Genomic DNA, 21,002 nt, shown 5'->3' on the forward strand with positions numbered 1-21,002 from the left:
GAACCGGTCGCGGGGTCCGCAAGAGACCGCCCGCCCGGGAGCCGCGCGCTCCCGGGCGGGCGGGGGCTCAGCCCACCTGCAGGTCGATGCAGGAGTAGAACGCGTTCGTCGTGTCGGCGATGTTCCACACCGCCAGGACCGTCTGGCGGCCGGTGTGGCCGCTCAGGTTCACCTGGTGCGAAACGGTTTCCGGCGGCTGCTCGTTGTTGCCGCTGATGTCGGCGACCTTCTCGTTGCCGATCCAGTACTCGTAGTTGGTCGTGCGGTGGCGGGCCGTGAAGGTCCACGTGAACGTCGCCGTCGTGCCGACCGGGGAAGCCTGCCAGCCCTTGCCGTTGTCGTTGAGCTCGGCGAACTTCGCGTTGCCGCCGTCGCAGGACTTCAGGCCCTTCGGTCCCTCGACGCTCTGGGGTTCGTACTTGATGTCGCCGCACGACACCGTGCCCTGCGCGCACTGCGCCTGGCGGCTCGCCGGCGAGTTGACGTAGCCGTGCGCGCTCGCGATGCCGGCGGGGCTCACCACCACCAGGATCGGGGCCAGGAGAGCACCCGCCGCGGCCGCGGCCAGTTTGCGGTTCATACCGACTCCTTCGGGGACAGGCTCGCTTCCCGGTGCCGGGGTACGACGAAGTCGCGGCGGGAGGCCCACCGCGCCGGGAAGTTCTTTCGAGCGAAGGAAATTGTGGTCTAGACCATACGTCGGTTCGTTACGCAGGTCAACAGATGGCAAAGTCGCGGTTCATGTTGGTAAGACGCCAACCGTCACTCGATGTTCCGGTCAGCGGGACTCGCCGGGGAGACCAGGCGGCGCGCCGCACGCCGCCTGCCTCTAGGATTCCGCTGGTGACCACCTACGACGACACGTTCGAGCACCTCGACGCCGCGGCCCTGCCGGAACGGCAGCAGAAAATCCTGGTGGCCATCCGGGACTGGGTGGTCCACCACGGCTACTCCCCCAGCACCCGCGAGATCGGCGAGGCCGTCGGCCTGCAGTCGACGTCGTCGGTGTCGAAGCACCTGGCGAGCCTGGAGGACAAGGGGTTCCTGCGCCGCGGCTCGGGCGTGTCGCGCCCGATGGACGTGCGCGCGTTCCTGCACGGTGGCGGGGCACGGGAAGACGGCGACTCGGTCCCGGTCCCGGTCGTCGGCGACATCGCCGCCGGAACGCCGATCTCGGCCGTGGAGCACGTCGACGACGTCCTCAAGCTGCCGCGCGACCTCACCGGCCGGGGCACGGTCTTCGGCCTGCGCGTGCGCGGCGACTCGATGATCGACGCCGCGATCTGCGACGGCGACATCGTCGTGGTCAAGCAGCAGAGCGAGGCCCACTCGGGCCAGATCGTCGCGGCGATGATCGACGAGGAGGCGACGGTCAAGGTGTACCGCCGCCGCGACGGCCACGTCTACCTGGAGCCCCGCAACCCGGCCTACGACGTCATCGACGGCGACCGGGCGGCGATCCTGGGCGTGGTCGTGTCGGTGCTGCGGAGCGTCTGACGCGCTTCACCAGGTGACCGGCAGCTCGGACACGCCGTACACCGACCCGTCGTGCTTGAACGGGATCTTCTCGACGTCGGTGGCCAGCGCCGGCGTCGGGATCCGCCGGTACAGCGTGCTGTAGACGACCTGCAGCTCGAGCCGGGCCAGCGGCTGGCCGAGGCACTGGTGGGCACCGAAGCCGAAGGCGACGTGCCGGTGCGAGTGGCGGGTGAGGTCGAGCCGGTCGCCGTCCGGGAACACCGCCGGGTCGCGGTTGGCGACGTCGTTGGCCATGATCATGCCTTCGCCCGCGCGGATGAGCTCGCCGCCGATCTCGATGTCCTCCAGCGCGAGACGGCGGCGGCCGTTGTGCGTGATGTTCAGGTACCGCAGCAGTTCCTCGACCGCCGACGCGACCAGGGCCGGATCGTCGGACTCCCGCAGCAGCGCCAGCTGGTCCGGGTGCTCCAGCAGGGCCAGGGTGCCGAGCGCGATCATGTTCGCCGTCGTCTCGTGGCGAGCCCGGAGAGCAGGTCGTCGGCGGGCGCCGCCAGCTTCTCCCCCATCAGCCGGTCGAGGTAGCCGACGAGCGCCTGTGCCCGGCCGCGCGCTCCTCGGGCTTCGCATCGCGCCGGATGATGAGCTTGCTGTTCTCCTGGAAGAAGTCGTGGTCGGCGTACGGGACGCCGAGCAGCTCGCAAATCACCAGTGACGGCACCGGCAGCGCGAACGCTTCGACGAGGTCGACCGGCTTCGGGCCGGCCGGCGGGCGCGCTTTCGCCGTGTCCGCCCGGTTCGGCGAGGCCGGTGCCGTGGACCGGCTGGCCGACGCGGTCACCGAGGCGTTCGGCGACGCCGGGCTGGACGTCCTGGTGAACAACGCGGGCATCGGGTCGCACAGCACCATCGGCCAGGTGACCGAGGAGGAGCTGGACCGGCTGCTGGCCGTCAACGTCAAGACGCCGATACTGCTGGTCCAGTGGCTCCTGCCGCTGCTGAACGACGGCGGGCGGGTCGTCACCGTCGGCTCGATGGCCTCGCGGATCGCCGTGCAGAGCCAGATCGCCTACACCGTCGGCAAAGCCGCCGTCGAGGCGCTCGCGCCGACGCTGGCGAACGAGCTCGGGCGCCGCGGGAGCACGGTCAACACGGTCGCGCCCGGGCCGATCCGGACCGACCTGACCGAGCCGTTGCCGGCCGTTCCCGAGGCGGCGGCCGGCCTCACCGCGATGACCGCGCGGGGCCGGATCGGCGGGCCCGAGGACGTCGCCGACGTCGTCGGGTTCCTGACCGGGCCGGGCGGGCGCTGGATCACCGGCCGCACCCTCGACGTCTCCGGCGGCACGTACCTCGGTCCGATCGCCTGAGCCGGGCACCGGCCGCCCGGATCAGGCCCGGGCGGCCACGCCCTCGAGGTGGAGCACGCCGTCGGCGTGGTGCGCGGCGACGAACTCCGGCCCCTTGGTGACGAGCCGCGCGATCGCCGTCGCGTGGCCGTGACCGAGGCCGTGCTCGGTCTTCAGCCACGTGACGAGCTCGCCGTGCTTCGTGAGCTTCTTCTCCGCCGCGAGGTCGAGGAAGCCGCGCGGGGTGATGCCGGTCTGCTTCTCGGCGTTGTCGAGGTAGGCCTGGAAAGACATGGTGACTCCCGGTTCGGGCCGAAGGTTCTTCGGTCTGTCTTGCTTGCCACCAAGGTCTCACCGACAACTTTTCTTGTCAAGCTTTCTTCGCGACCACCGCCAGCGTCGTGTACGCCAGGGTGAAGCCGCCGCCGAGAGCGTCGATGGCCGCGCCCACGCCGGCCAGCACGTCCGCCAGCGCGTCCGGAGCGAGCCGGGTCAGGCCGCCGGTCGTGGGCAGCAGATCCAGCCATTCGTCGCGGGTGCAGGCCTGCTCCCAGGCGAACGACCACCGTTCGGGTTCGCCGAAGCGACCCGAGTCCCGGATCCCGTCGGCGAACTTGGTGAACATGACTTCGTAGAGTTCGGCGGGACTTCTCGACTCCCCCGCGAACGGCGAGTCCGGCAGCACCCGGCGGATGCCTTCCGCGTGGGCCTCGGCCACCGCGGCCGGCGGCTGGAAAACGTGGGCGAAGAGGGCGAGCAACCCACCGGGCCGCAGGACGTCCGCGGCCTTGACCGCACCCACGACGGGGTCGACCCAGTGCCAGGCCTGCCCGGCGACGACCGCGTCGAAGGCGCGGCCGGCGGGCTCCCAGTCCTCGAACTTCGCGACTTCGACGTCGATGCCGGTGCCGCGCGCGAAGGCGGCCATCCGCGGATCGGGGTCGACGCCGAGGACGCGGCAACCCGCGTCGCGGAACTGCCGGGCCTCGATCCCGGTGCCACAGCCGACATCGAGGAAGTCGGGGCCGGAACCGGCAGCGACGACGCGGGCGACGAGTTCGGCGGGATACTCGGGCCGGGCCCGGTCATAGCGTTCGGCGTCGACCCCGAAGGATTCCGCGAAGGCACGAGCTTGATGAGGCTGAGTGGGCATGCGCCCACTTTAATGGGCACGTGCCCACTAGGACAACCGCCCGAGCGTTCGCGGCGGGCGTAACGGAGAATGAAGGTCATGCCGACCGGAGTCCACCTGCGCGACGTGCGCCAGCAGCTGTTCCACGCGGCGGAGCGGGTCCTCCTCCGTGACGGCCCGAACGCGCTGACGAGCCGGGCGGTGACAGCGGAGGCCGACGTGGCCAAGGGTGTGCTCCACCGCCACTTCACGGATTTCGACGCGTTCCTGGCCGAGCTGGTCCAGGACCGCATCGCCCGTCTGAGGGACCAGTCGGCGATCCTGGAGGCATCGGCGGGCACGCGTACGGTGACCCAGAACCTGGTGGACGCACTGACGGAGCTGTTCGACCCGGTCTCGGTGGCGTTGACGAGCCTGGTGTTCTTCCGCGACGAGCTCCGCACCCGCTTACGCCCCCCGGGCGACGGCCTCCCGTTCCTGGCAGAGGCAAGGGAGATGCTGTCGGCCTACCTGACAGCAGAGCGAGCCCAAGGCCGCATAGCGGCAGACGCAAAGGTGGATTCCCTGGCCCTCTCGTTGATCGGAGCAAGCCACCTGCACTTCGCTGGCCGCCCCCGCCACACACTCCCAGACCCAGCAGAGCTGGAAAAACTGATCGACACGATCATCGCGGACGTAGTGCAGCGCAGGCTGCTGTAAAAGTCCAAAGTAGACAAGGTCTGGCCAACTACGAGACGCAACCAGACGGGGGGTCCGGGGGCGTGCCCCCGGCGGGGGCGTGGGGGTTCGACCCCCACAGGACACAACGAGAAGAGCCCTGTTCGCGCTTTCCGCGAACAGGGCTCTCCAGCGAATCTCGTGGGCGATACTGGGATCGAACCAGTGACCTCTTCGGTGTGAACGAAGCGCTCTCCCCCTGAGCTAATCGCCCGTCGTACGAACTTCCACGAGATCCCGGGGGGTGGGCTCGTGGTGCGCGATACTGGGATTGAACCAGTGACCTCTTCCGTGTCAGGGAAGCGCTCTCCCGCTGAGCTAATCGCGCGCTGCGGAACTCCGTACTCGCTGAAGCATATCGGACGGTTTCGGAGCGTCAGCGGGGGGTCCCCTGTGACCGGCCGCACTGCGGAAGCCGCCGTGACACGAAGGCGCCGAAACGGGCAGACTGCAGGAAGACAGTGCACCGGAGGCCCGGCGCGCCAGACCCAGGAGAGCTCGCACCCCGTGACCGACACCGTGTCCACCCCGCCCGCCGACGTCGACCGCGCTCCGGCGCGCCCGGGGCTCCTCATCGGGGTCTTGGTGCTGTCGGCGTTCGTGATGATCCTCAACGAGACGATCCTGAGCGTCGCGCTGCGCGACCTGACCCTCGACCTACGGGTGCCGACCACGACCGTGCAGTGGCTGACCAGCGGGTTCCTGCTGACGATGGCCGTGGTCATCCCCACGACCGGGTTCCTGCTCGAGCGGTTCACGCCGCGGCAGGTCTTCCTGTTCTCGCTGTCGGCGTTCAGCCTCGGCACGCTGCTGTGCGCGCTCGCGCCCGGCTTCGGGATGCTGATGGCCGGGCGCGTGGTGCAGGCGTGCGGCACGGCGGTGATGCTGCCGTTGCTGATGACGACGGTGATGCGGCTGGTGCCGCCGGCGCGGCGCGGCGCAACGATGGGCACGATCACGATCGTCATCGCGGTGGCGCCCGCGATCGGGCCGACGATCGGCGGCGCGGTGCTTTCATCGCTGGGCTGGCGCTGGATGTTCTGGATCGTGCTGCCGCTGTCGGTCGCGGCGCTGGTGACCGGCGCGCTGCAGCTGCGCCTGGACAGCGAGACGCGGCGGGTGCCGCTGGACGTGCCGTCGGTGCTGCTGTCGGCGATCGGGTTCGGCGGCGTGCTGTACGGGCTGTCGGCGACCGGCGAGCAGGGCGGGGCGGAGCCGCTGGTGCCGGCGTGGGTGCCGATCGCCGTCGGCGTCGTGGCACTGGTGGTGTTCACGTGGCGCCAGCTGCGGCTGCAGCGCCGCGACCGGGCGCTGCTGGACCTGCGGCCGTTCACGCACCGGAGTTTCGTGGTGGCACTGGTGCTGACGTCGCTGCTGTTCGTGTGCCTGATCGGCGCGGCGGCGATCCTGCTGCCCCTGTACCTGCAGACGGTGCTGCACACGAGCACGTTCGTGAGCGGCCTGGCGGTGCTGCCCGGCGGCCTGGTGCTCGGCCTGCTGGGCCGCCCGGTGGGCGCGCTGTTCGACAAGGTCGGCGCGCGGCCACTGGTGATCCCGGGCGCGGCGGCGATGGCGGTGTCGCTGTGGCTGTTCACCACGCTGGGGGCCGGTTCCCCGCTGGTCGCGGTGATCGGGATCCACGTGCTGCTGATGGCCGGGCTCGGGCTGATGATGACGCCGCTGTTCACCGAGTCGCTGGGCGTGCTGCCGGAGCACCTGTACTCGCACGGGAGCGCGATCCTGTCGACGCTGCAGCAGGTGTCGGGGGCGTTGGGGACGGCGCTGTTCGTGAGCGTGGCGACGCTGTGGAGCGCGGACGGCGCCGCGGGCCCGGACGCTTCCGGATTGCGGGCAGCGTTCATCGTGGCCGGGGTGATCGGGGTGGTGGCGTTCGCGGCGACCTGGCTGATCCGGAAGTCCACGCCCGGAGCCGCGCCCGTGCCGAAGCACTGACGACCGGGCTCGCTTCCGGCAGACCGGCCTCCGGGAGCGCACTCGGGCGGCCGCAGCGTCGTGAATGACTCATTCACCTCGTCCGAGGACAGGAATGAGTCATTCACTACATCCGGCCGCCATCGCTTCCCGGTGGCCAGACCGTCCACTTCGGACGAAGAAAGTCCCGCTTCCGCTCAGCGAAGGCTTGGGGGGAGACCTGCGAGCGAAAGCGGGAGTTCGAGGCCGGTACGGGGGTCGCCTCGCGGCGGGGGGCGCTACACGGCTCCAGCCGGACTGGTTTTCCGTGAAGGCAGTGGGTGAGGCCCGGGGACTCCTCCGTACCGACACCCCTTACAACGCCCCACGCCCGCCGGTGTTCCCGACGTGACCGGGCTCATGCCAGCATGCGTCCGAGGAGGACGCCCAGCCGAGTGCGGTCCGTCGCACTCAACCCGGCCGTCATCGGCGCCATCACCCGGGCCACCTCCGCCGTCAGTTCCGCGGCCAGCTTCCGCCCCTCCGGGGTCAGGCCGACGCGGACCGAACGCCCGTCGTCGCGACTGGCCTCGCGCGCGACCAGGCCGCGGCGGGCCGCCCGGTCCACCAGCCCGCTCACCGAGGACCGGTCCAGCCCGAGGTGCGTGGCGAGCTCGGCCATCTTCGGGGTGCGGTCGCGCAGGATCCCGAGAACCCGCAGCTGCGTCAGGGAAAGCTCGTGCGCGGCCGCTACCTGGCTGAGCTGCGCCATCACGGCGAAGGACACCTGGGCCAGGTTGTCCAGCACCTCGTCCGGTTCGGTCATACTCCCGAGGCTACCTTGAACTAGTTGGCAATGCCATCTAAAGTAGTGGGCATTACCAACTAAAAGGAGCTGTCATGCGCGCTGCTGTCGTCACCGAGTTCGGGACTCCCCCCACCTGCCAGGATTTCGCCGAGCCGAAGCCGGCCGGCGCCGACGAGGTCCTCGTCGACGTCGTCGCCGCGGGCCTGCACCCGCGCGTCCGCTCCCAGGCCGAGGGTTCGCACTACACCGAACGGGGTGAACTTCCGTTCGTCCCGGGCATCGACGGCGTCGGCCGGACCCCCGACGGCACCCTCCGGTACTTCGTCCTGCCCGACACCCCCGTGGGCGCCATGGCCGAACGCACCGTCGTGGACACGAGACGCAGCGTCGTCCTGCCCGAGGGCGCCGACCCGGTGCTCGTCGCCGCGGGCATGAACCCCGCGATGTCGGCCTGGGTCGCCCTGCGCCGGCGCATCGAGTTCGCCGCCGGGCAGGACGTCCTCGTCCTGGGCGCCACCGGGAACGCGGGCCGGCTCGCCGTCCAGGTCGCGAAGCACCTCGGCGCGGGCCGGGTGATCGCCGCCGGGCGCGACGCCGGGCGGCTCGCCGAGGTGCCGGCCGACGAAGCCCTCACCTTCGGCGAACTCGGCAAGGCCGCCGACGTCGACGTCGTCCTCGACTACGTCTGGGGCCCGCCGACCGCCGAGGCGCTGCGCACGATCGTCACCGACCGCTCCGACCGCGGCCGCCCGCTGACCTGGGTCGAGGTCGGCTCGGTGGCGGGGCGGACGATCGAGCTCCCCTCGGCCGCGCTGCGGGCGGCGCGCCTGCAGCTCGTCGGCAGCGGCCAGGGTTCGGTACCGACCAAGGACATCGTCGCCGAGCTGCACGCCCTGGTGAACGAGATCGGCACCTTCCGGATCGACGCTCGCGCGGTGCCCCTCCAGGACGTCGAAACCGCCTGGAGGGACACCGGCAGCACTCAGCGCCTCGTCCTCACTCCTTGACCTTCGGCGTCGCCCGCACGCCCGAGTGCAGGTACCGCTCCCCCGTCGGGAGCGTGTAGAAGGTCACCGAAATCCAGCCCCGCATGCCCGCGGGACTGAAGGCGAACTGCGCCGGGCCGATCGGCACCAGCTCGTCCTCGGTCGTCGTCTCCGGCACCAGCTCGGCGAGCGGGCCGGTGACGGTCTGGCGCATCCACAGCTTCTCGTCGCGGGTGAGGACGTCGATCCGGACCGACTCCCGCTCGTAGACGCCGAGGAACTCGGACGCGTCGACCGCGGGCGGGGGCACGGCCGGTTCGAGCGGGCGCGGCATCGCCACCGCCGCCAGCTCGGCGAAGATCTCGCGGTAGAGCTCCTCGTAGAGGTCGTGGGTGCTGCCGCCGTTGGTGAGCAGCGTGACCGCCAGCCCCTGCTCGGGCAGCACCCGCAGGAACGCCGCCTGCCCGATCGTGTTGCCGTCGTGGCCGTACACGCGGTGGCCGTCCCAGTCGAAGCGGATCCAGCCGAGGCCCCACGAGTCGCCGAGCGTGTCCTGGTCCGGCATTTCCGCCTGCTGCTCGGTCATCGCCTTCGCCGACTCCGCCGAGAGCACCCGCGAGCCGTCCGGGCCGAGACCGCCGGTCAGGTGCAGGCGGGCGAACGCCAGGACGTCGTCGGCCGACGCCGAGATGAGCCCGGCCGGGCCCGCCGAACGCTGCAGCCCCCACACCGGCGCCGGCTGCGGCTCGGCGTCCCCCGCCGCGACGTGCCCCACCGCGGCGCGCTGCAGGAGGGCTTCCTCCGGCAGGGTGCTCGTGCGCTTCAGGCCCAGCGGGGTGAACAGCCGCTCGCGCAGGGCCGCGTCCCACGTCTTGCCGGTCAGCTTCTCGATCACCCGGCCGAGGAGGACGAACCCCGAGTTGCAGTAGGACAGGGTCGCGCCGAGCGGGTGGGTCTGCGCGGCCTGGTCCAGCAGCCCCACGTACTTCTCGAGGCAGTCGTCGCCGCGGCCGGTGTCGGTGAAGACGTCGCCGTCGATGCCGCTGGTGTGGGTCAGCAGGTGCCGCAGCGTCACCTTCTTCGTGACGTCGGGGTCGGCGAGCCGCAGCTCGGGCAGGACGTCGGCGATCGGCGCGTCGAGCTTCAGCAGCCCTTCGTCGACCAGCTGCATGGCGACGGTCGCCGTCCACACCTTGGTGATCGACCCGATCTGGAACACCGACTCGTCGGTGACCTCGACACCGGTCGCCTTGTTCAGCACGCCGCAGCTCGCCTGGACGACCTCGTCGCCGTCGAGCCGCAGGATGCCCAGCGCGGCGCCGGGGACGCGGTGCCGGCGCGCGAGCTCGGCGAGGCGGCGGCGCCAGTGCGCGGCGTCGATCGGCACCCGCGCCGGCTTGCCCGGCTCGCCCGCGTGCTGCTCGACCCAGTCCACGATGCGGCGGTTGAAGTCGGCGCGGTGCGAGGGGCGGCCCTCGAGGATGAACAGGTGCGACGCGCCCGGGTAGAGCACCAGCCGGGTGGGCACGCCCTGCTCGCGCAGGGCGGTGAACCACTGTTCGGCCTGGCCCGCCGGGCACCGGTCGTCGGCGGCGCCGTGCAGGACCAGTGTCGGCGTGCGCACCTTTTCCACCTGCGCCAGCGGGGAAAGCGCCGCGTAGTGCGCGCGGTTCTCCGCCGGGACGGCCCCGAACTCGGCGACGCCCAGGTAGTGGCCGCCGTCGGACGTGCCGGCCATGCTGACCACGTCGCTGACGACCCCGCCCGCGACCGCCGCCGCGAACCGGTCGTCGCGGCTGGTCAGGTAGCAGGTCATGAAGCCGCCGTAGCTGTAGCCGGACACCGCGAGCCGCCGCGAGTCCGCCACCCCTTCGGCCACGAGCTGGTCCAGTGGCTCGAGGAAGTCCTGGGCGTCGGCCACGCCCCAGCCGCCGACCGCGGCGGTGTAGAACGCTTCGCCGTAGCCGTCGCTGCCGCGCGGGTTGAGCAGCAGCACCGCCCAGCCGCGGGCGGCAAGCTGCTGGTGGTAGAGGTGCACGCCGTCGGCGGTGCCGCTCCACGCGTTGTGCGGGCCGCCGTGGATGTCCAGCAGCAGCGGCCGCGGGCCGGTGCGGGCGGGGTCGCGCAGCAGCCAGCCGTGCACGACCGTGCCGTCGGAGACGGTGAACTCCCGCTCCTCGTGGGCGAACAGCTCGATGTCGCCGGGGCCGTGCGCGGTGCGCACCCGCGCCGCTCCCCCGGTGAGGTCGACCGTCGCGATCTCGCCGTACGACGTCGGCGTGACCAGCAGGACCGCCGCGGTGTTCCCGGCGACGCTCAGCCCGGCGACGGTGGTCCCGGCCTCGCCGAGGACGCGCCGCGGCTCGCCACCGGCGACGTCGACGGCGTAGAGGTGGGTGCAGCCGCGGTCGCGGACGCAGAACAGGACCGTGGAACCGTCGCCGGCGAGCTGCGGGAGCGCGCCGGGATACCCGGGGCCGCCCGGCATCACGGTGCGGTCCAGCGGCGCGGCGAGGTCGACGATCGCACCGCCGTCCAGCGGCACGCGCAGCAGTCCGGCGTGGCCCGTGGCGGTGTCCCGGCGGCCGACGACGAGCAGGGCCTCGCCGTCCGCGGTCCAGGTGACCGTCCCGCTCATGCCTTCGCCCGAGCCGGCCAGGCGAGGCTCGGCCGTGCGGTCGCCGGTGTCGAGAACGTAGGTACCCGAACGGAAAGTCAGGTCGGCGTCGGCGTCGCGCGCCGCCGGGAAGGCCAACCGCCCGCCCTCCGGCGCCCAGGCCGGGTCGCCCGCGTGCCAGTCCCCCGACGTCACCCGCCGGACCTCCCCGGTGGCGACGTCGAGGACGTGGACGTGCTTGCGCAGGGTCCGCAGCAACCCGGCGCCGTCGGCCTTGAAGTCCAGCCGGTCGGCGACCACCGGGGCGCTCGCGCGGCGGCCTTGCGCGCCGTCGTCTTCGCCCTCCTCGGCGGCGAGGTCGACCGGGGCGCTGAAGGCGATTTCGGTGCCGTCCGGGCGCCACACCGGGGTGCCCGCGCCCAGCGGAAGCGTGGTGACCTGCTCGGGTTCGCCGCCGTCGGCGGGGAGCAGCCACAGCTGCGGCGGGCCGTCCTGGGCGCGCAGGAAAGCGATCCGCGTCCCGTCCGGCGACCACGCCGGTACCGCGTCGGCGCTGCCGCGGGTCAGCCGGCGCGGCTCGCCGTCGCCGGTGGCGACCGCCCAGAGCGAGCGGACGTCCTCGTCCTGGTCGCGGTCGGCGGTGCGCAGCGCGTAGACGATCCGGGCGCCGTCTGGCGAGATCGCCGGCTGCTCGGGGAACTCCAGGGCGTACAGGTCGTCGATGCCGAGACGGCGGGTCATGCGGATCTCCTCGGGGGGATGACTGTGGTCATGCCGTGAGCCAGGACTTCGCGGTGGTCACCTCGGCGAGCCGCTCCGGGATCGGGGTGACGCCGAGACCGGGGCCGGACGGCACGGGCAGCCGGCCGTCTTCGAGCACGAACGGTTCGGTGATGTCGCTGGTGTAGAAGCGGTCCGACGCCGAGGTGTCGCCGGGCAGGGTGAACCCGGGCAGCGACGCGAGCGCGACGTTGGCCGCCCGGCCCAGCCCGGTCTCGATCATCCCGCCGCACCACACCGGGACGCCGTGCGCGGCGCAGACGTCGTGCACCCGCCGCGCCTCCAGGTACCCGCCGACCCGGCTCGGCTTGATGTTGACGATCCGGCACGCGCCGAGCTTGATCGCGTCGGCGGCCGAGCGGGCGGAGACCACGGACTCGTCCAGGCAGATCGGGGTCCGGATGTGCTTGGCCAGCTCGGCGTGGCCGAGCACGTCCTCCTCTTCGAGCGGCTGCTCGATCAGCAGCAGGTCGAAGGGGTCGAGCCGCTGCAGCTGCGGCACGTCCGAAAGCGTGTACGCGGTGTTCGCGTCGACCTGCAGCAGGATGTCGTCGCCGAAGCGCTCCCGGACCGCGCGCACCGGCTCGACGTCCCAGCCCGGCTCGATCTTCAGCTTGATCCGGAGGTACCCGGCGTCGAGGTAGCCGCCGACGACGTCCAGGAGCTTCGGGACCGTGTCCATGATGCCGACGGACACCCCGCACGGCACCGAGTCGCGGGTGGATCCCAGCGCCGTGCCGAAGGACACGCCGTGGGCACGCAGCTCCGCGTCGAGCACCGCCATTTCGAGGGCACCCTTCGCCATCCGGTGGCCCTTGAACTTCGCGAGCAGCGGCGCGACCTTGTTCGCGGTGAGGTCGCCGGCGGCGAGCAGGGCCGGCACGAGGAAGGTCCGCAGCACGTGCTCGACGCCGTCGACGTACTCCGAGGAGTACAGCGGGTCGACCATCGCGCCGCACTCGCCCCAGCCCTCGCCCTCGGCCGTCACCGCGCGCAGGAGCAGCAGCTCGCGTTCGGACTGCGTGCCGAACGACGTCCGGAACGGCGCCACGAGCGGCATCCGGACCCGCAGGAGTTCCACACCGGTGAGTTTCACGACTGCTCCTTCGCGATCACGTACCAGCCGGCACGATCGAATCCGGCGACCGAAGCGCCACCGGCCAGCAGGCCGCCCAGTGCCTCCCGCAGCGCGACCCGCCACGCCCGGCCGCGGCCGGGGTCGGCGAGCCGGAGCGCCTCGATGTCCGGCGGCACGGCGACGAGCACGACCGGCGCGTCGGCGGGCCCGGTGACCGGCGCACCGTCGGGGCCGGCCGCCAGCGCGACCGCGGCGCCCTGCTTCCTCAGCGCGGCCGCGTCGAGCCGGGCCGGCCTGCCCTCGGCGGCCGCCCGCACGGACGGGCTCGCCAGGTCCCAGACGGCCATGAGCCGGTCGGTGTCGCCCGCGCCGTTGATGCCGTCGTGCATCGGGCCGTAGAAGTCCGGCAGGTACTGCTCCGGCCGCGCCGCGAGCTTGGTCAGGTTGAAGTGGGCGTTGCGCCGCACCAGCGGGTCGAACGTCCACGAGATCACCCGGACGTCCTGGCGCAGGGCCCACGCGCGCTGGTGCAGCTTGAGCGCGAAGCCGATGCCGCGTCCGTGCCCGGCGGTGGCGACCCCGGCGATGTGGCTGTGCAGCCCGCCCTTCGCGGGCCCGCCGAAGAACCCGAAGCACGCGCCGAGGAGGTCGGGCCCGTCGAACGCGCCCGCGACGTAGTTGCCCGCCGATACCATGGCGCGCAGCAGTTCGGGCGTCACGGGCTGGTTGCCGGGGGCCGGGCGCCAGATCGACTCGAAGAGCCGGGTCACGGCGGTCAGGTCGGCGACCTCGGCCAGGGTCCGGACGTGGACCCCCGAGGCCGTGGCGGCGGCGGTCGCCGCGACGGCCGCCTCGTCCCGCAGCGGCGGGGCTGTGTTCGTCACGACTTCTGTCACGCTGACGATCCTCTCCGGACCCGGCCGGTGGGTCACCGTTGTGCCGCACCGGATTCGTCCCGCGCGTTCGTCGGGACGGACGAACTCCGGTGCGCCAGCACGGTTTCGGTGAGGGCGGCGAGCAGCGCGGTCCGGCGCGGCAGCTCGGCGACGACGACGTGTTCGTCGTCGGCGTGGGCGCCGCCGCCCACCGCGCCGAGGCCGTCGAGCGTCGGAATGCCCAGCCCGGCCGTGAAGTTGCCGTCGGACGCGCCCCCGACCGCCGCCTCGGTGAGGGGCCCGGCCGCGAACTTCCGGGCCAGGGCGAAGAGATCTTTCGAGGCGGCCACGTCCAATGGTGGCCGGTTGATCCCACCGGCGATGCGGATCCGGGCGTTCTCGTGCACCGGCCGCAGGCTTCGGACGGCCCGGTCGACGCGCTCCTGCTCGGCGGCGTCCCACACCCGCACGTCGACCGCGACGCTCGCCGCGGCGGGCACGGTGTTGGTCGTCGTCCCGGCGCTCAGCGCGGTCGGGACGACCGTGGTGCCGCGGTCCGGGTCGGCGAGCGCGGCCACGGCGAGGATCTGGTGGGCGACCTCGATCCCCGCGTTGACCCCCTTCTCCGGTTCGAGCCCGGCGTGCGCGGCGCGGCCCTCGACCTCGATCCGGTACAGGGAAACGCCTTTGCGGCGGGTCTTCAGCGCACCGCCGTCGGCGGAGGCTTCGAGGACGAAGACCGCCTCGCAGGTCTTGGCCTCTTCCTCGATCAGCGCACGCGACCGCGGTGAGCCGATCTCCTCGTCGCCGGTGACGAGGATCGAGAGCCCGTCCCGGCGGGGCAGCGCCGCGGCGGCGTGCAGGGCCATCACGACACCGGCCTTCATGTCGAAGCAGCCGGGACCGCGCAGGACGCCGTCTTCGACCGAAAAGGGGTGCGTGCGCAGGGAACCCAGCGGCCACACGGTGTCGTGGTGGCCGAGCAGCAGGACGCGCGGCGGGCCGTCGCCGAACCGCCAGCGCAGGTGCGTGCAGCCGTCGGTGACGATGCGCTCCGGCTCGACCCCGAGCAGGCGGCGGCCGATCCCGGCGACGGCTTCGGCGCTGCGGGCGACGGCTTCGTGGTCTGACGACGGCGACTCGCACCGGACGAGCGTCTCGATGTCGTCGATCACCGCGGCTCACCACGCAGCGGCTTGCCGGGCAGCGCTCCGGTGTCGAGTTTCCCTTCGCTGACAACCGGAACTCCCGCGACGTACAGGTGCCGGACACCGACGGACGGGCGGGTGGGGTCGGCGTAGGTCGCGGCGTCGGTGACGCGGTCCGGGTCGAGGACCACGAGGTCGGCGTCGGCGCCCACACCGAGGTGCCCCTTGCGGCGGGCGGCGGGTGCGACGTCGTCGAGGAGCCGCGACGGCAGGTACGAGCAGCGGCGGAACGCTTCGAGCCAGCTCCACTCCTCGGCTTCCCGGACCATCAGGCGCAGGGTCTTGGCGTAGGTGCCCGCGGTCCGCGGGTGCGTCGCGCCGCCCGGCGGGAGCGGCCACTCGGTGCTCTCGCTGCGGCCGTCCGGCCAGGAGACGGGCATGGCGTCGCTGGCGACGACGGCGTCGGGAAACGCGAGCGCCTGGTGCAGCAGCCCGCGGTCGCGGGGGTCGGCCTCGTCGAGGAACTCGAGGAGGCAGGGCGCGCCCGGGTCTTCCCGCCGCAGCTGCCGCAGGCGTCCTTCGTCGCGGACCCGCTCCCCCGTCTCCAGGATGACGACGCTCGACGGCTTCAAGCCCTTCAGCCGCAGGCGGTCCGGGTCGATGAAGGCGGCGCCGACGGCCGTGCTGCCCGCGCCGTACGGATAGGCCTCGACGGTGACGCGCGAGCCTTCCCGGCGGGCGGTGTCCAGGGTGACCAGCACGCGGTCGATGTGGTGGCCGGAGGTGCTGTTGACGTGGCAGTGGTGCATCGCGGCACCGGTCTCGCCCGCGGCGGCGGCGATCTCCACGGAGCCGTCGACCGGGATCGCGGGGTCGACCTCGACCAGCTCGCGCACGTGGGTGTAGGTGGGCACGCCGGCCTTCGCGGCCAGGTGCGCGACGGCGATGAACTCGCCGGGCTCGGTCGCGGGCGCGTAGCCCATGAGGACGCCGATGCCGAGGGCGCCCTTCGCGAGTTCGGCTTCGAGCAGGGAAAGCCACCCGGCCAGTTCCTGCTTCGACGAACTTCGTTGCCACTGCGGGTTCCCGAGGACGGCAAGGCCGCTGTCGATCTGCGCGTCGGGCGCGATGCCGGCGAGGACCTGCGCGCGGGCCGCACCCCAGGACGCGGAGAAGCCGTAGTGCAGCGGCCGCCCGGCCGCGGCGGCCTCGGCGTAGGCGCGCTCGATCGGCATCAGCCCGGCTTCGAGGTCGAGGGCGGTGGTGACGCCGTCCATGGCCTGCAGCCGCTGCCCGGCGATCGAGTGCACGTGGCTGTGCACGTCGACGAACCCGGGCCCGACGACGAGCCCGCTGACGTCGACTTCGGTGGCACCGGGCGCGTCGAGCCCCGGGCCGACGGCCTCGACGTGGTCGTCGTTCAGGAGGACGTCGGCGAGGCCGTCGAACCCGCTCCCCGGATCCACGACCCGGCCACCCCGCAAGAGTGTGTGCACCCGTCCGCCTCCTCGTCGTCGCTCCCCGGCGACGTTAGGAGGATTCCGGCCCGTTCCGTTGGTCCGCGCCGACGAACCGGAGCGGCCGGATTGATCCGCGCGGACGAACGCGTCAGGCCGGCGTGACGGGCGCCAGGAGCAGGCCGGTGATCGCGTCGATCAGGCCCGTCCCGGCGTCGTCCCAGGTCGCTCGCGGTGTCGGGGTGCCCTCGGCCAGCGCGCGCTCGCGCTCCGCCGTCATGTGGATCATCAGCTGGCGGGCCATGTCGCTGCGCTCCGCGCGGACGTCCGCCGGCAGGCCGTCCAGGCAGCGGTTCAGCCCCGCCACCGCGCGGGCGAGCGCCGGGGACGCCAGTGACTCCTCCGCGATGATCTCCCGCAGCGCCGGGTCGGTCATCACCTGCGCGCTGAAGCGGGCGAACCACGTCGGGGCGCCCAGCTCCCGCAGGTACGTCGTGCTCGGGCGGACCAGGCAGGCCACCCAGTCACGCAGGTCACCGTCGTCTTCGATCGCCTCGACGAGCTCGGCGCGCAGGCGCTCCATCCGCTCCGAGTGCCGGCGGACGATCGCGCGGACCAGGTCGACCTTGGTGCCGAAGTGGTAGTTCACGGCGGCGTTGTTGCCCTGCCCGGCGGCCTCGCTGATGTGCCGGTTGGACACCACCTGCACCCCGTGCTCGGCGAACAGCCGCTCCGCCGTCACGAGGATGCTCTCCCGCGTCGCACTCGCGCGGGCCGCCTTCACGTTCATTCCGAAACCACCTGGTCAGCCTGATCATCCGCCGGCCCCCACCTTACGGAGCCCGCGCGCTGGCGAGAAATCGGCGGAGCGTGACAGAACAGCCACTGGTCGCGCGGAGCGGGCGTTCCTAGCGTGGCGATCATGATCGCAGTGCTCGCGCCGATCCTGATCGGCTTCCTCTACGTCGTCCTCAGCTCGCTGATCCGCGAACCCCACCGGCGGAAGGTCAACGCCGTCATGGTGGGCGGCGCCGGCGCGGCCTACCTCTCCGGCGGCGCGCTCGGACCGTGGGAGCTGGCCTTCTGCGCGGTCATGACGTACGTCGCCTTCCGCGGGCTCGACTCGTGGACGTTCATCGGCATCGGCTGGCTCCTGCACACCGGCTGGGACGTCGTCCACCACCTCAAGGGCCAGCCGATCCTGCCGTTCGCCCACGACTCGTCGTTCGGCTGCGCGTTCTGCGACCCGGTGATCGCGATCTGGTGCTTCACCGGCGGCCGGTTCCGGCGGGTTGGCGCACCTGAGTCGCGGGTACCCGGCGGGGCATGAGCACCGACGTCGAACGCGCCGCACACGCCTTCTGCCCCCGGTGCCACCCGGATCCCCGACCGGGCGAGGTGGTCGTCGCGCTGTGCGGCGCGCGATACCCCTACTACGGCCGCCGCGACCGGCCGGTGAACACGTGCCCCGCCTGCGTCCGGCTGGCCTCGGCGAACGTCTACGCCTGCGGCCACCCCGGCGCCTAGTCCCGGACCAGCACGGGCAGCGCCACCACCAGCGCGAGCCCGCGCACGGCGGCCGCCACGAGATAGGGCGCCCGCAGCCCCAGCCCGTGCGCCACCAGCCCGCCGGCCAGGGTGCCGGCCGGGATCAGGCCCCAGGCGAGCAGCCGGTACGCGCTCGTGACGCGGCCGAGCAGCGAGGACGGCACGAGCTGCTGCCGGAGCCCGACGGTGACGATGTTCCACAGCGTCGTCACGAAACCGGTCACGGCGAGGAACGCGCCGAGCACCACGGCGTCGCGGCTCAGGCCGATGCCCGCGAACGCGCCGACGTTCACCACCAGCGCGGTCAGCAGCGCCGCCCGCGCCCCGATCCCGGCCACGATGCGCGCGTTGACCAGGCCGCCGAGCACACTGCCGAGCGCGGCCCCGCCGAGCAGCAGGCCGTAGCCGCGCGCGTCGAGGTGCACGACCTGCGTGGCGAGCAGCACCAGTGTCGCGGCGGCGAGCTGGCCGCAGAAGGCGTTGACGCCCACCAGGATCGCCAGTGTGCGCAGCAGCCGGTGGCGCAGGAGCCACGCCAGGCCGTCCCGGACCGCGGAGCGCGGCCGGGCGCCGCGGGCGCGCCGCGGCAGCGTCGCCACCAGCACGGCGGACAGCGCGAAGGAGACGGCGTCGAGCGCGAACGGCAGCGCCGCCGCGACGCCGAACAGCAGGCTGCCCAGCGGCGGGCCGGCGAACTGCTCGGTGATCGTGGTGACCGCCTGCTGACGGCCGTTGGCGCGCGGCAGCAGGGGCCGCGCGACCAGGTCCGGCAGGATCGCCTGGGCCGTCGTGCTCGGCTGCCCGCACGTCCTGGTCAAGCGGCGCACGTCCACGCAGACGACGGTCCGCTACCCGGCCCGCGGCCGCGGCGCCCTGTGGACGGCGGGCACGCGCCCGCCGTCGGAGGGCACGGTCCGGCTGCTCGGCCGCCCCCGTGCCGCACTCCTCGAAGCACTGCGCTCGCCCGCCACCACGACCGAGCTGGCCCGCGCGCTCGGCGTGACGCCCAGCGCGGTGCCGCAGCACCTGGCCGTCCTGCGCGAGAACGGCCTGGTGGACCGGGAACGTTCCGGGCGCCAGGTCCTCTACTTGGTCACGGCGCTCGGAACGTCCCTCCTCGGCGGTTAACCCAGCGAGGACAGCGGCACCGCGAACACCGACCGCCCGCAGACCTGGTTCTGCGCCTTGCAGTCCGCGGTCGACCACTCCGACTGCGACCAGACCAGCCCCGTCGACCAGTCGTACGTCAGCGCCTCCGGGTGGATCGCCCAGCAGGCCGTCGTGGTGCCGCAGGTCGCCGACGTGCTCGCCGCGGTCGTCTGGGCCCAGAGCTGGCCGTTGATCGTCGCCGAGCTGTGGGCCACGTACCACTTTCCGTTGTGGGACAGCACTCCCTGCATGTTGCCGACGTAGCTGCGGAACGCCTCGGACGCGGTCCCGGTCAGCAGGTAGTCCGTGCCCATCGGGAAGCGGTAGAGGCGGCCGTGGAGGCTCTGGTCGGAGAAGTACTCCGTCGTCACGATCGACGCCGGGGTCGTGCTGCGGTCCAGCGACATCGAGGAGAAGCACGGAACGCCCGTGTCGGACGCCATGCTGCACGTGCCGCCCGCGTAGGTGTAGTAGCCGACCTGCATCATCGCGTACTTGTAGGTGTAGGCGGCATACCCGCTCGAGGTCTTGCCGATCGCGTTCGACGTCGTGTCGGTCATCTGCAGGATGTGCTTGGTGCTGAACACCCGGATCGCGGTCGAGGTGCTGCCCTCGGCGGTCACGTAGATCTTGTCGCCGTACCAGGCCATCCCGCCCATGTGGGCCTGCGCCGCGGAGAAGCTGCTGCCGGTGCTGTTCGGCACGGCCAGGTACATCATCCGGTGCGCGGCCGCGGCGGGATCGTTGTAGTTGATCGCCTGGATCCGCGCATCGTTGTAGCGGCCGAGCGCGTCGGTGCCGTGCCAGCCGGACAGGATGATCTTGTCCGCACCCCACAGGCCGTCGTCGTCGGCGTCGCCGGACGTCGTGATGCCCTGCGGGCTCCACGTCGTCGTGCCGGCGCGGTCGGCGTCCCAGCACAGCGACTTCGTCGCCACCGGGGCCTTGGGCAGCGCGGCCTTCTCCGCACTCGTGCAGCCGGTCATCGAATAGCTGGTGTCGTTGACGACGGTGTTGAGGCTGACGTTCGGCAGCGCGTTGTCCAGCGCGGTCAGCGCGGCGGCCGGCGTCGCGTGCCAGACGAGGTTCTGTTTGGTCGTCGTCGTCAGCGGGTCGCTGTAGGCGGCACTGGCCGTACCGGGCAGCGCCAGTGCGCCGGCCACCACGGCCAGCGCGAGGAGGAGCAGTTTCGGAGTTCGCATGGGCGCCATTGCCGCACGCGCGAGTCAAAATTTCGTACATCGGCGGTTGTACAGCTCTTGTACCAGCCGGGTCAGCCCGATCGCGATCGCGACGAGGGCGACCCCGGCGACGATGTCCAGGACGTAGTGGTGCCCGGTCACGAGGAGGACCAACGCCGTGCCGAGGGGGAACAGCCAGACCGGCCACGCACGTCTCGGACCGCGCCGGCGCAGCACCGACCACGCCGTGTAGGCGCACCAGGTCGTCCAGGCGATGTGCATGCTCGGCATCGCCGCCAGCGGGTTCACCGCCCGGCTGGGGGTGCGGGAAGCGGCTCCGCCGAGGATGTCGTACGTCGCCATGTAGTCGACGATGCCGCTCTGCGCGAGCCGCGGCGGGGACTCCGGGAAGAGCCACACCAGCAGGATGTCCAGGAGCATCAGCACCACGAGCACGGCCAGCAGCCGGCGGTAGCGCGCGAAGTGGGAGACGCGGAGCCAGATCAGGACGGCCGGTACGGCGAGAACGCACAGCCGGTAGAAGTAGCCGGTGAGGTACATCGCGACCGGATGCGCGAGCATCGCGTGGTTGAGCGGGTGCTCGACGGCGATCCGGAGGGTCTGCTCCAGACGCTGGACGAACACCGCGGTGCTCGTGGCCGCCGCGTCGCCCCGGTAGACCGCGGCCCGCGCCAGGCCGAAGGCGACGTACCCGGCGACGAGCAGCGGCGCCTCGAAATACCATGCGGGCCACCTGCGCCGGACGCTCTCCGAGGACATGCGGCGCGAG

General features: G+C 72.3%; 21 protein-coding genes, 2 tRNA genes and 1 pseudogene. 8 read left to right on the forward strand and 16 right to left on the reverse strand.

Going from position 1 to position 21,002, the window contains the following annotated elements; genetic code table 11:
- Positions 1-67: 67 nt before the first annotated feature.
- Complete coding sequence (locus QRX60_RS41830) at positions 68-580, reverse strand: lytic polysaccharide monooxygenase auxiliary activity family 9 protein (protein WP_285997001.1); 513 nt, start codon at positions 578-580, stop codon at positions 68-70.
- Positions 581-843: 263 nt separating this feature from the next.
- Here QRX60_RS41830 and lexA point away from each other — a divergent pair, with 263 nt between their 5' ends.
- Positions 844-1,497: a transcriptional repressor LexA gene (lexA, locus tag QRX60_RS41835; protein WP_285997002.1), complete on the forward strand. Its 654-nt coding sequence runs from the start codon at positions 844-846 to the stop codon at positions 1,495-1,497.
- Between the two features lie 6 nt (positions 1,498-1,503).
- Here the strand turns inward: lexA and QRX60_RS41840 are convergent.
- Positions 1,504-2,242: pseudogene (locus QRX60_RS41840) on the reverse strand (cytochrome P450); the annotation flags it as partial.
- Between QRX60_RS41840 and QRX60_RS41845 the strand changes: the two are divergent.
- Positions 2,124-2,846 carry an SDR family NAD(P)-dependent oxidoreductase gene (locus QRX60_RS41845; protein ID WP_285997003.1) on the forward strand — a complete coding sequence of 241 codons (723 nt, stop codon included), beginning with the start codon at positions 2,124-2,126 and terminating at the stop codon, positions 2,844-2,846. The pseudogene QRX60_RS41840 and the gene QRX60_RS41845 sit on opposite strands and share 119 nt — an antisense overlap.
- Positions 2,847-2,867: 21 nt before the next feature.
- Here the strand turns inward: QRX60_RS41845 and QRX60_RS41850 are convergent, their stop codons facing one another.
- Both QRX60_RS41850 and QRX60_RS41855 read right to left on the reverse strand, forming a co-directional pair.
- Positions 2,868-3,119, reverse strand: coding sequence for a DUF4287 domain-containing protein (locus QRX60_RS41850; protein ID WP_285997004.1), 252 nt, complete (start codon positions 3,117-3,119; stop codon positions 2,868-2,870).
- A 76-nt stretch (positions 3,120-3,195) separates the two neighbouring features.
- Positions 3,196-3,978 (reverse strand): class I SAM-dependent methyltransferase, encoded by a 783-nt coding sequence (locus QRX60_RS41855; protein WP_285997005.1) that lies wholly within the window; start codon positions 3,976-3,978, stop codon positions 3,196-3,198.
- Positions 3,979-4,056: 78 nt separating this feature from the next.
- On the opposite strand from QRX60_RS41855, the gene QRX60_RS41860 reads away from it, so the two are divergent.
- Complete coding sequence (locus QRX60_RS41860) at positions 4,057-4,656, forward strand: TetR/AcrR family transcriptional regulator (protein ID WP_285997006.1); 600 nt, start codon at positions 4,057-4,059, stop codon at positions 4,654-4,656.
- Positions 4,657-4,816: 160 nt separating this feature from the next.
- Here QRX60_RS41860 and QRX60_RS41865 read toward each other — a convergent pair.
- Positions 4,817-4,888, reverse strand: a tRNA-Val gene (locus tag QRX60_RS41865).
- A 39-nt stretch (positions 4,889-4,927) separates the two neighbouring features.
- Positions 4,928-5,002, reverse strand: a tRNA-Val gene (locus tag QRX60_RS41870).
- A gap of 179 nt (positions 5,003-5,181) precedes the next feature.
- On the opposite strand from QRX60_RS41870, the gene QRX60_RS41875 reads away from it, so the two are divergent.
- Complete coding sequence (locus tag QRX60_RS41875; RefSeq protein WP_285997007.1) at positions 5,182-6,627, forward strand: DHA2 family efflux MFS transporter permease subunit; 1,446 nt, start codon at positions 5,182-5,184, stop codon at positions 6,625-6,627.
- A gap of 376 nt (positions 6,628-7,003) precedes the next feature.
- On the opposite strand, the gene QRX60_RS41880 is transcribed toward QRX60_RS41875, so the two are convergent.
- Positions 7,004-7,411, reverse strand: coding sequence for a MarR family winged helix-turn-helix transcriptional regulator (locus QRX60_RS41880; RefSeq protein WP_285997008.1), 408 nt, complete (start codon positions 7,409-7,411; stop codon positions 7,004-7,006).
- 74 nt (positions 7,412-7,485) lie between these two features.
- On the opposite strand from QRX60_RS41880, the gene QRX60_RS41885 reads away from it, so the two are divergent.
- Complete coding sequence (locus QRX60_RS41885; RefSeq protein ID WP_285997009.1) at positions 7,486-8,400, forward strand: quinone oxidoreductase family protein; 915 nt, start codon at positions 7,486-7,488, stop codon at positions 8,398-8,400.
- Here QRX60_RS41885 and QRX60_RS41890 read toward each other — a convergent pair.
- The 6 genes from QRX60_RS41890 to QRX60_RS41915 all read right to left on the reverse strand — a co-directional run bounded on the left by QRX60_RS41890 (position 8,390) and on the right by QRX60_RS41915 (position 17,124).
- On the reverse strand, positions 8,390-11,737 hold the full coding sequence (locus QRX60_RS41890) for a serine hydrolase (RefSeq protein ID WP_285997010.1): 3,348 nt from the start codon (positions 11,735-11,737) through the stop codon (positions 8,390-8,392). The two genes, QRX60_RS41885 and QRX60_RS41890, sit on opposite strands and share 11 nt — an antisense overlap.
- 28 nt (positions 11,738-11,765) lie before the next feature.
- A complete protein-coding gene (gene menC / locus QRX60_RS41895; RefSeq protein WP_285997011.1) occupies positions 11,766-12,872 on the reverse strand; it encodes an o-succinylbenzoate synthase in 1,107 nt (368 codons plus the stop codon).
- Positions 12,869-13,750: a GNAT family N-acetyltransferase gene (locus QRX60_RS41900; protein ID WP_285997012.1), complete on the reverse strand. Its 882-nt coding sequence runs from the start codon at positions 13,748-13,750 to the stop codon at positions 12,869-12,871. Before QRX60_RS41900 ends, menC begins: the two co-directional genes overlap by 4 nt.
- A 32-nt stretch (positions 13,751-13,782) precedes the next feature.
- Positions 13,783-14,904 (reverse strand): M20 family metallopeptidase, encoded by a 1,122-nt coding sequence (locus QRX60_RS41905; protein WP_285997013.1) that lies wholly within the window; start codon positions 14,902-14,904, stop codon positions 13,783-13,785.
- Complete coding sequence (locus QRX60_RS41910) at positions 14,901-16,373, reverse strand: amidohydrolase family protein (RefSeq protein WP_285997014.1); 1,473 nt, start codon at positions 16,371-16,373, stop codon at positions 14,901-14,903. Before QRX60_RS41910 ends, QRX60_RS41905 begins: the two co-directional genes overlap by 4 nt.
- 112 nt (positions 16,374-16,485) lie before the next feature.
- Entirely contained in the window at positions 16,486-17,124 is a 639-nt protein-coding gene (locus QRX60_RS41915; protein ID WP_285997015.1) for a TetR/AcrR family transcriptional regulator, read from the reverse strand.
- Positions 17,125-17,256: 132 nt separating this feature from the next.
- On the opposite strand from QRX60_RS41915, the gene QRX60_RS41920 reads away from it, so the two are divergent.
- Together QRX60_RS41920 and QRX60_RS41925 are read left to right on the forward strand one after the other, a co-directional pair.
- Entirely contained in the window at positions 17,257-17,664 is a 408-nt protein-coding gene (locus tag QRX60_RS41920; protein ID WP_285997016.1) for a DUF6010 family protein, read from the forward strand.
- The gene (locus QRX60_RS41925) at positions 17,661-17,861 is read left to right on the forward strand and encodes a hypothetical protein (RefSeq protein WP_285997017.1); all 201 of its coding nucleotides are present in this window, start codon (positions 17,661-17,663) and stop codon (positions 17,859-17,861) included. The genes QRX60_RS41920 and QRX60_RS41925 overlap by 4 nt, the downstream gene beginning before the upstream one ends.
- Here QRX60_RS41925 and QRX60_RS41930 read toward each other — a convergent pair.
- Positions 17,858-18,700 carry an MFS transporter gene (locus QRX60_RS41930; protein WP_285997018.1) on the reverse strand — a complete coding sequence of 281 codons (843 nt, stop codon included), beginning with the start codon at positions 18,698-18,700 and terminating at the stop codon, positions 17,858-17,860. The genes QRX60_RS41925 and QRX60_RS41930 overlap by 4 nt on opposite strands.
- Here QRX60_RS41930 and QRX60_RS41935 point away from each other — a divergent pair.
- Positions 18,672-19,010, forward strand: coding sequence for an ArsR/SmtB family transcription factor (locus tag QRX60_RS41935; RefSeq protein WP_285997019.1), 339 nt, complete (start codon positions 18,672-18,674; stop codon positions 19,008-19,010). The two genes, QRX60_RS41930 and QRX60_RS41935, sit on opposite strands and share 29 nt — an antisense overlap.
- Here the strand turns inward: QRX60_RS41935 and QRX60_RS41940 are convergent.
- Together QRX60_RS41940 and QRX60_RS41945 are read right to left on the reverse strand one after the other, a co-directional pair.
- Positions 19,007-20,233: a hypothetical protein gene (locus QRX60_RS41940; RefSeq protein WP_285997020.1), complete on the reverse strand. Its 1,227-nt coding sequence runs from the start codon at positions 20,231-20,233 to the stop codon at positions 19,007-19,009. The two genes, QRX60_RS41935 and QRX60_RS41940, sit on opposite strands and share 4 nt — an antisense overlap.
- A gap of 24 nt (positions 20,234-20,257) precedes the next feature.
- Positions 20,258-20,992 carry a phosphatase PAP2 family protein gene (locus QRX60_RS41945; RefSeq protein WP_285997021.1) on the reverse strand — a complete coding sequence of 245 codons (735 nt, stop codon included), beginning with the start codon at positions 20,990-20,992 and terminating at the stop codon, positions 20,258-20,260.
- Positions 20,993-21,002 lie beyond the last annotated feature (10 nt).

The organism is Amycolatopsis mongoliensis (assembly GCF_030285665.1).
Classification (GTDB): domain Bacteria; phylum Actinomycetota; class Actinomycetes; order Mycobacteriales; family Pseudonocardiaceae; genus Amycolatopsis; species Amycolatopsis mongoliensis.

Bases quoted from the DNA above. Each gene is read 5' to 3' on its own strand.
- QRX60_RS41830 (WP_285997001.1), bottom strand. From the start codon at position 580: ATGAACCGCAAACTGGCCGCGGCCGCGGCGGGTGCTCTCCTGGCCCCG.
- QRX60_RS41850 (WP_285997004.1), bottom strand. From the start codon at position 3,119: ATGTCTTTCCAGGCCTACCTCGACAACGCCGAGAAGCAGACCGGCATC.
- QRX60_RS41855 (WP_285997005.1), bottom strand. From the start codon at position 3,978: ATGCCCACTCAGCCTCATCAAGCTCGTGCCTTCGCGGAATCCTTCGGG.
- QRX60_RS41860 (WP_285997006.1), top strand. From the start codon at position 4,057: ATGCCGACCGGAGTCCACCTGCGCGACGTGCGCCAGCAGCTGTTCCAC.
- QRX60_RS41880 (WP_285997008.1), bottom strand. From the start codon at position 7,411: ATGACCGAACCGGACGAGGTGCTGGACAACCTGGCCCAGGTGTCCTTC.
- QRX60_RS41885 (WP_285997009.1), top strand. From the start codon at position 7,486: ATGCGCGCTGCTGTCGTCACCGAGTTCGGGACTCCCCCCACCTGCCAG.
- QRX60_RS41890 (WP_285997010.1), bottom strand. From the start codon at position 11,737: ATGACCCGCCGTCTCGGCATCGACGACCTGTACGCCCTGGAGTTCCCC.
- QRX60_RS41915 (WP_285997015.1), bottom strand. From the start codon at position 17,124: ATGAACGTGAAGGCGGCCCGCGCGAGTGCGACGCGGGAGAGCATCCTC.
- QRX60_RS41920 (WP_285997016.1), top strand. From the start codon at position 17,257: ATGATCGCAGTGCTCGCGCCGATCCTGATCGGCTTCCTCTACGTCGTC.
- QRX60_RS41925 (WP_285997017.1), top strand. From the start codon at position 17,661: ATGAGCACCGACGTCGAACGCGCCGCACACGCCTTCTGCCCCCGGTGC.
- QRX60_RS41940 (WP_285997020.1), bottom strand. From the start codon at position 20,233: ATGCGAACTCCGAAACTGCTCCTCCTCGCGCTGGCCGTGGTGGCCGGC.
- QRX60_RS41945 (WP_285997021.1), bottom strand. From the start codon at position 20,992: ATGTCCTCGGAGAGCGTCCGGCGCAGGTGGCCCGCATGGTATTTCGAG.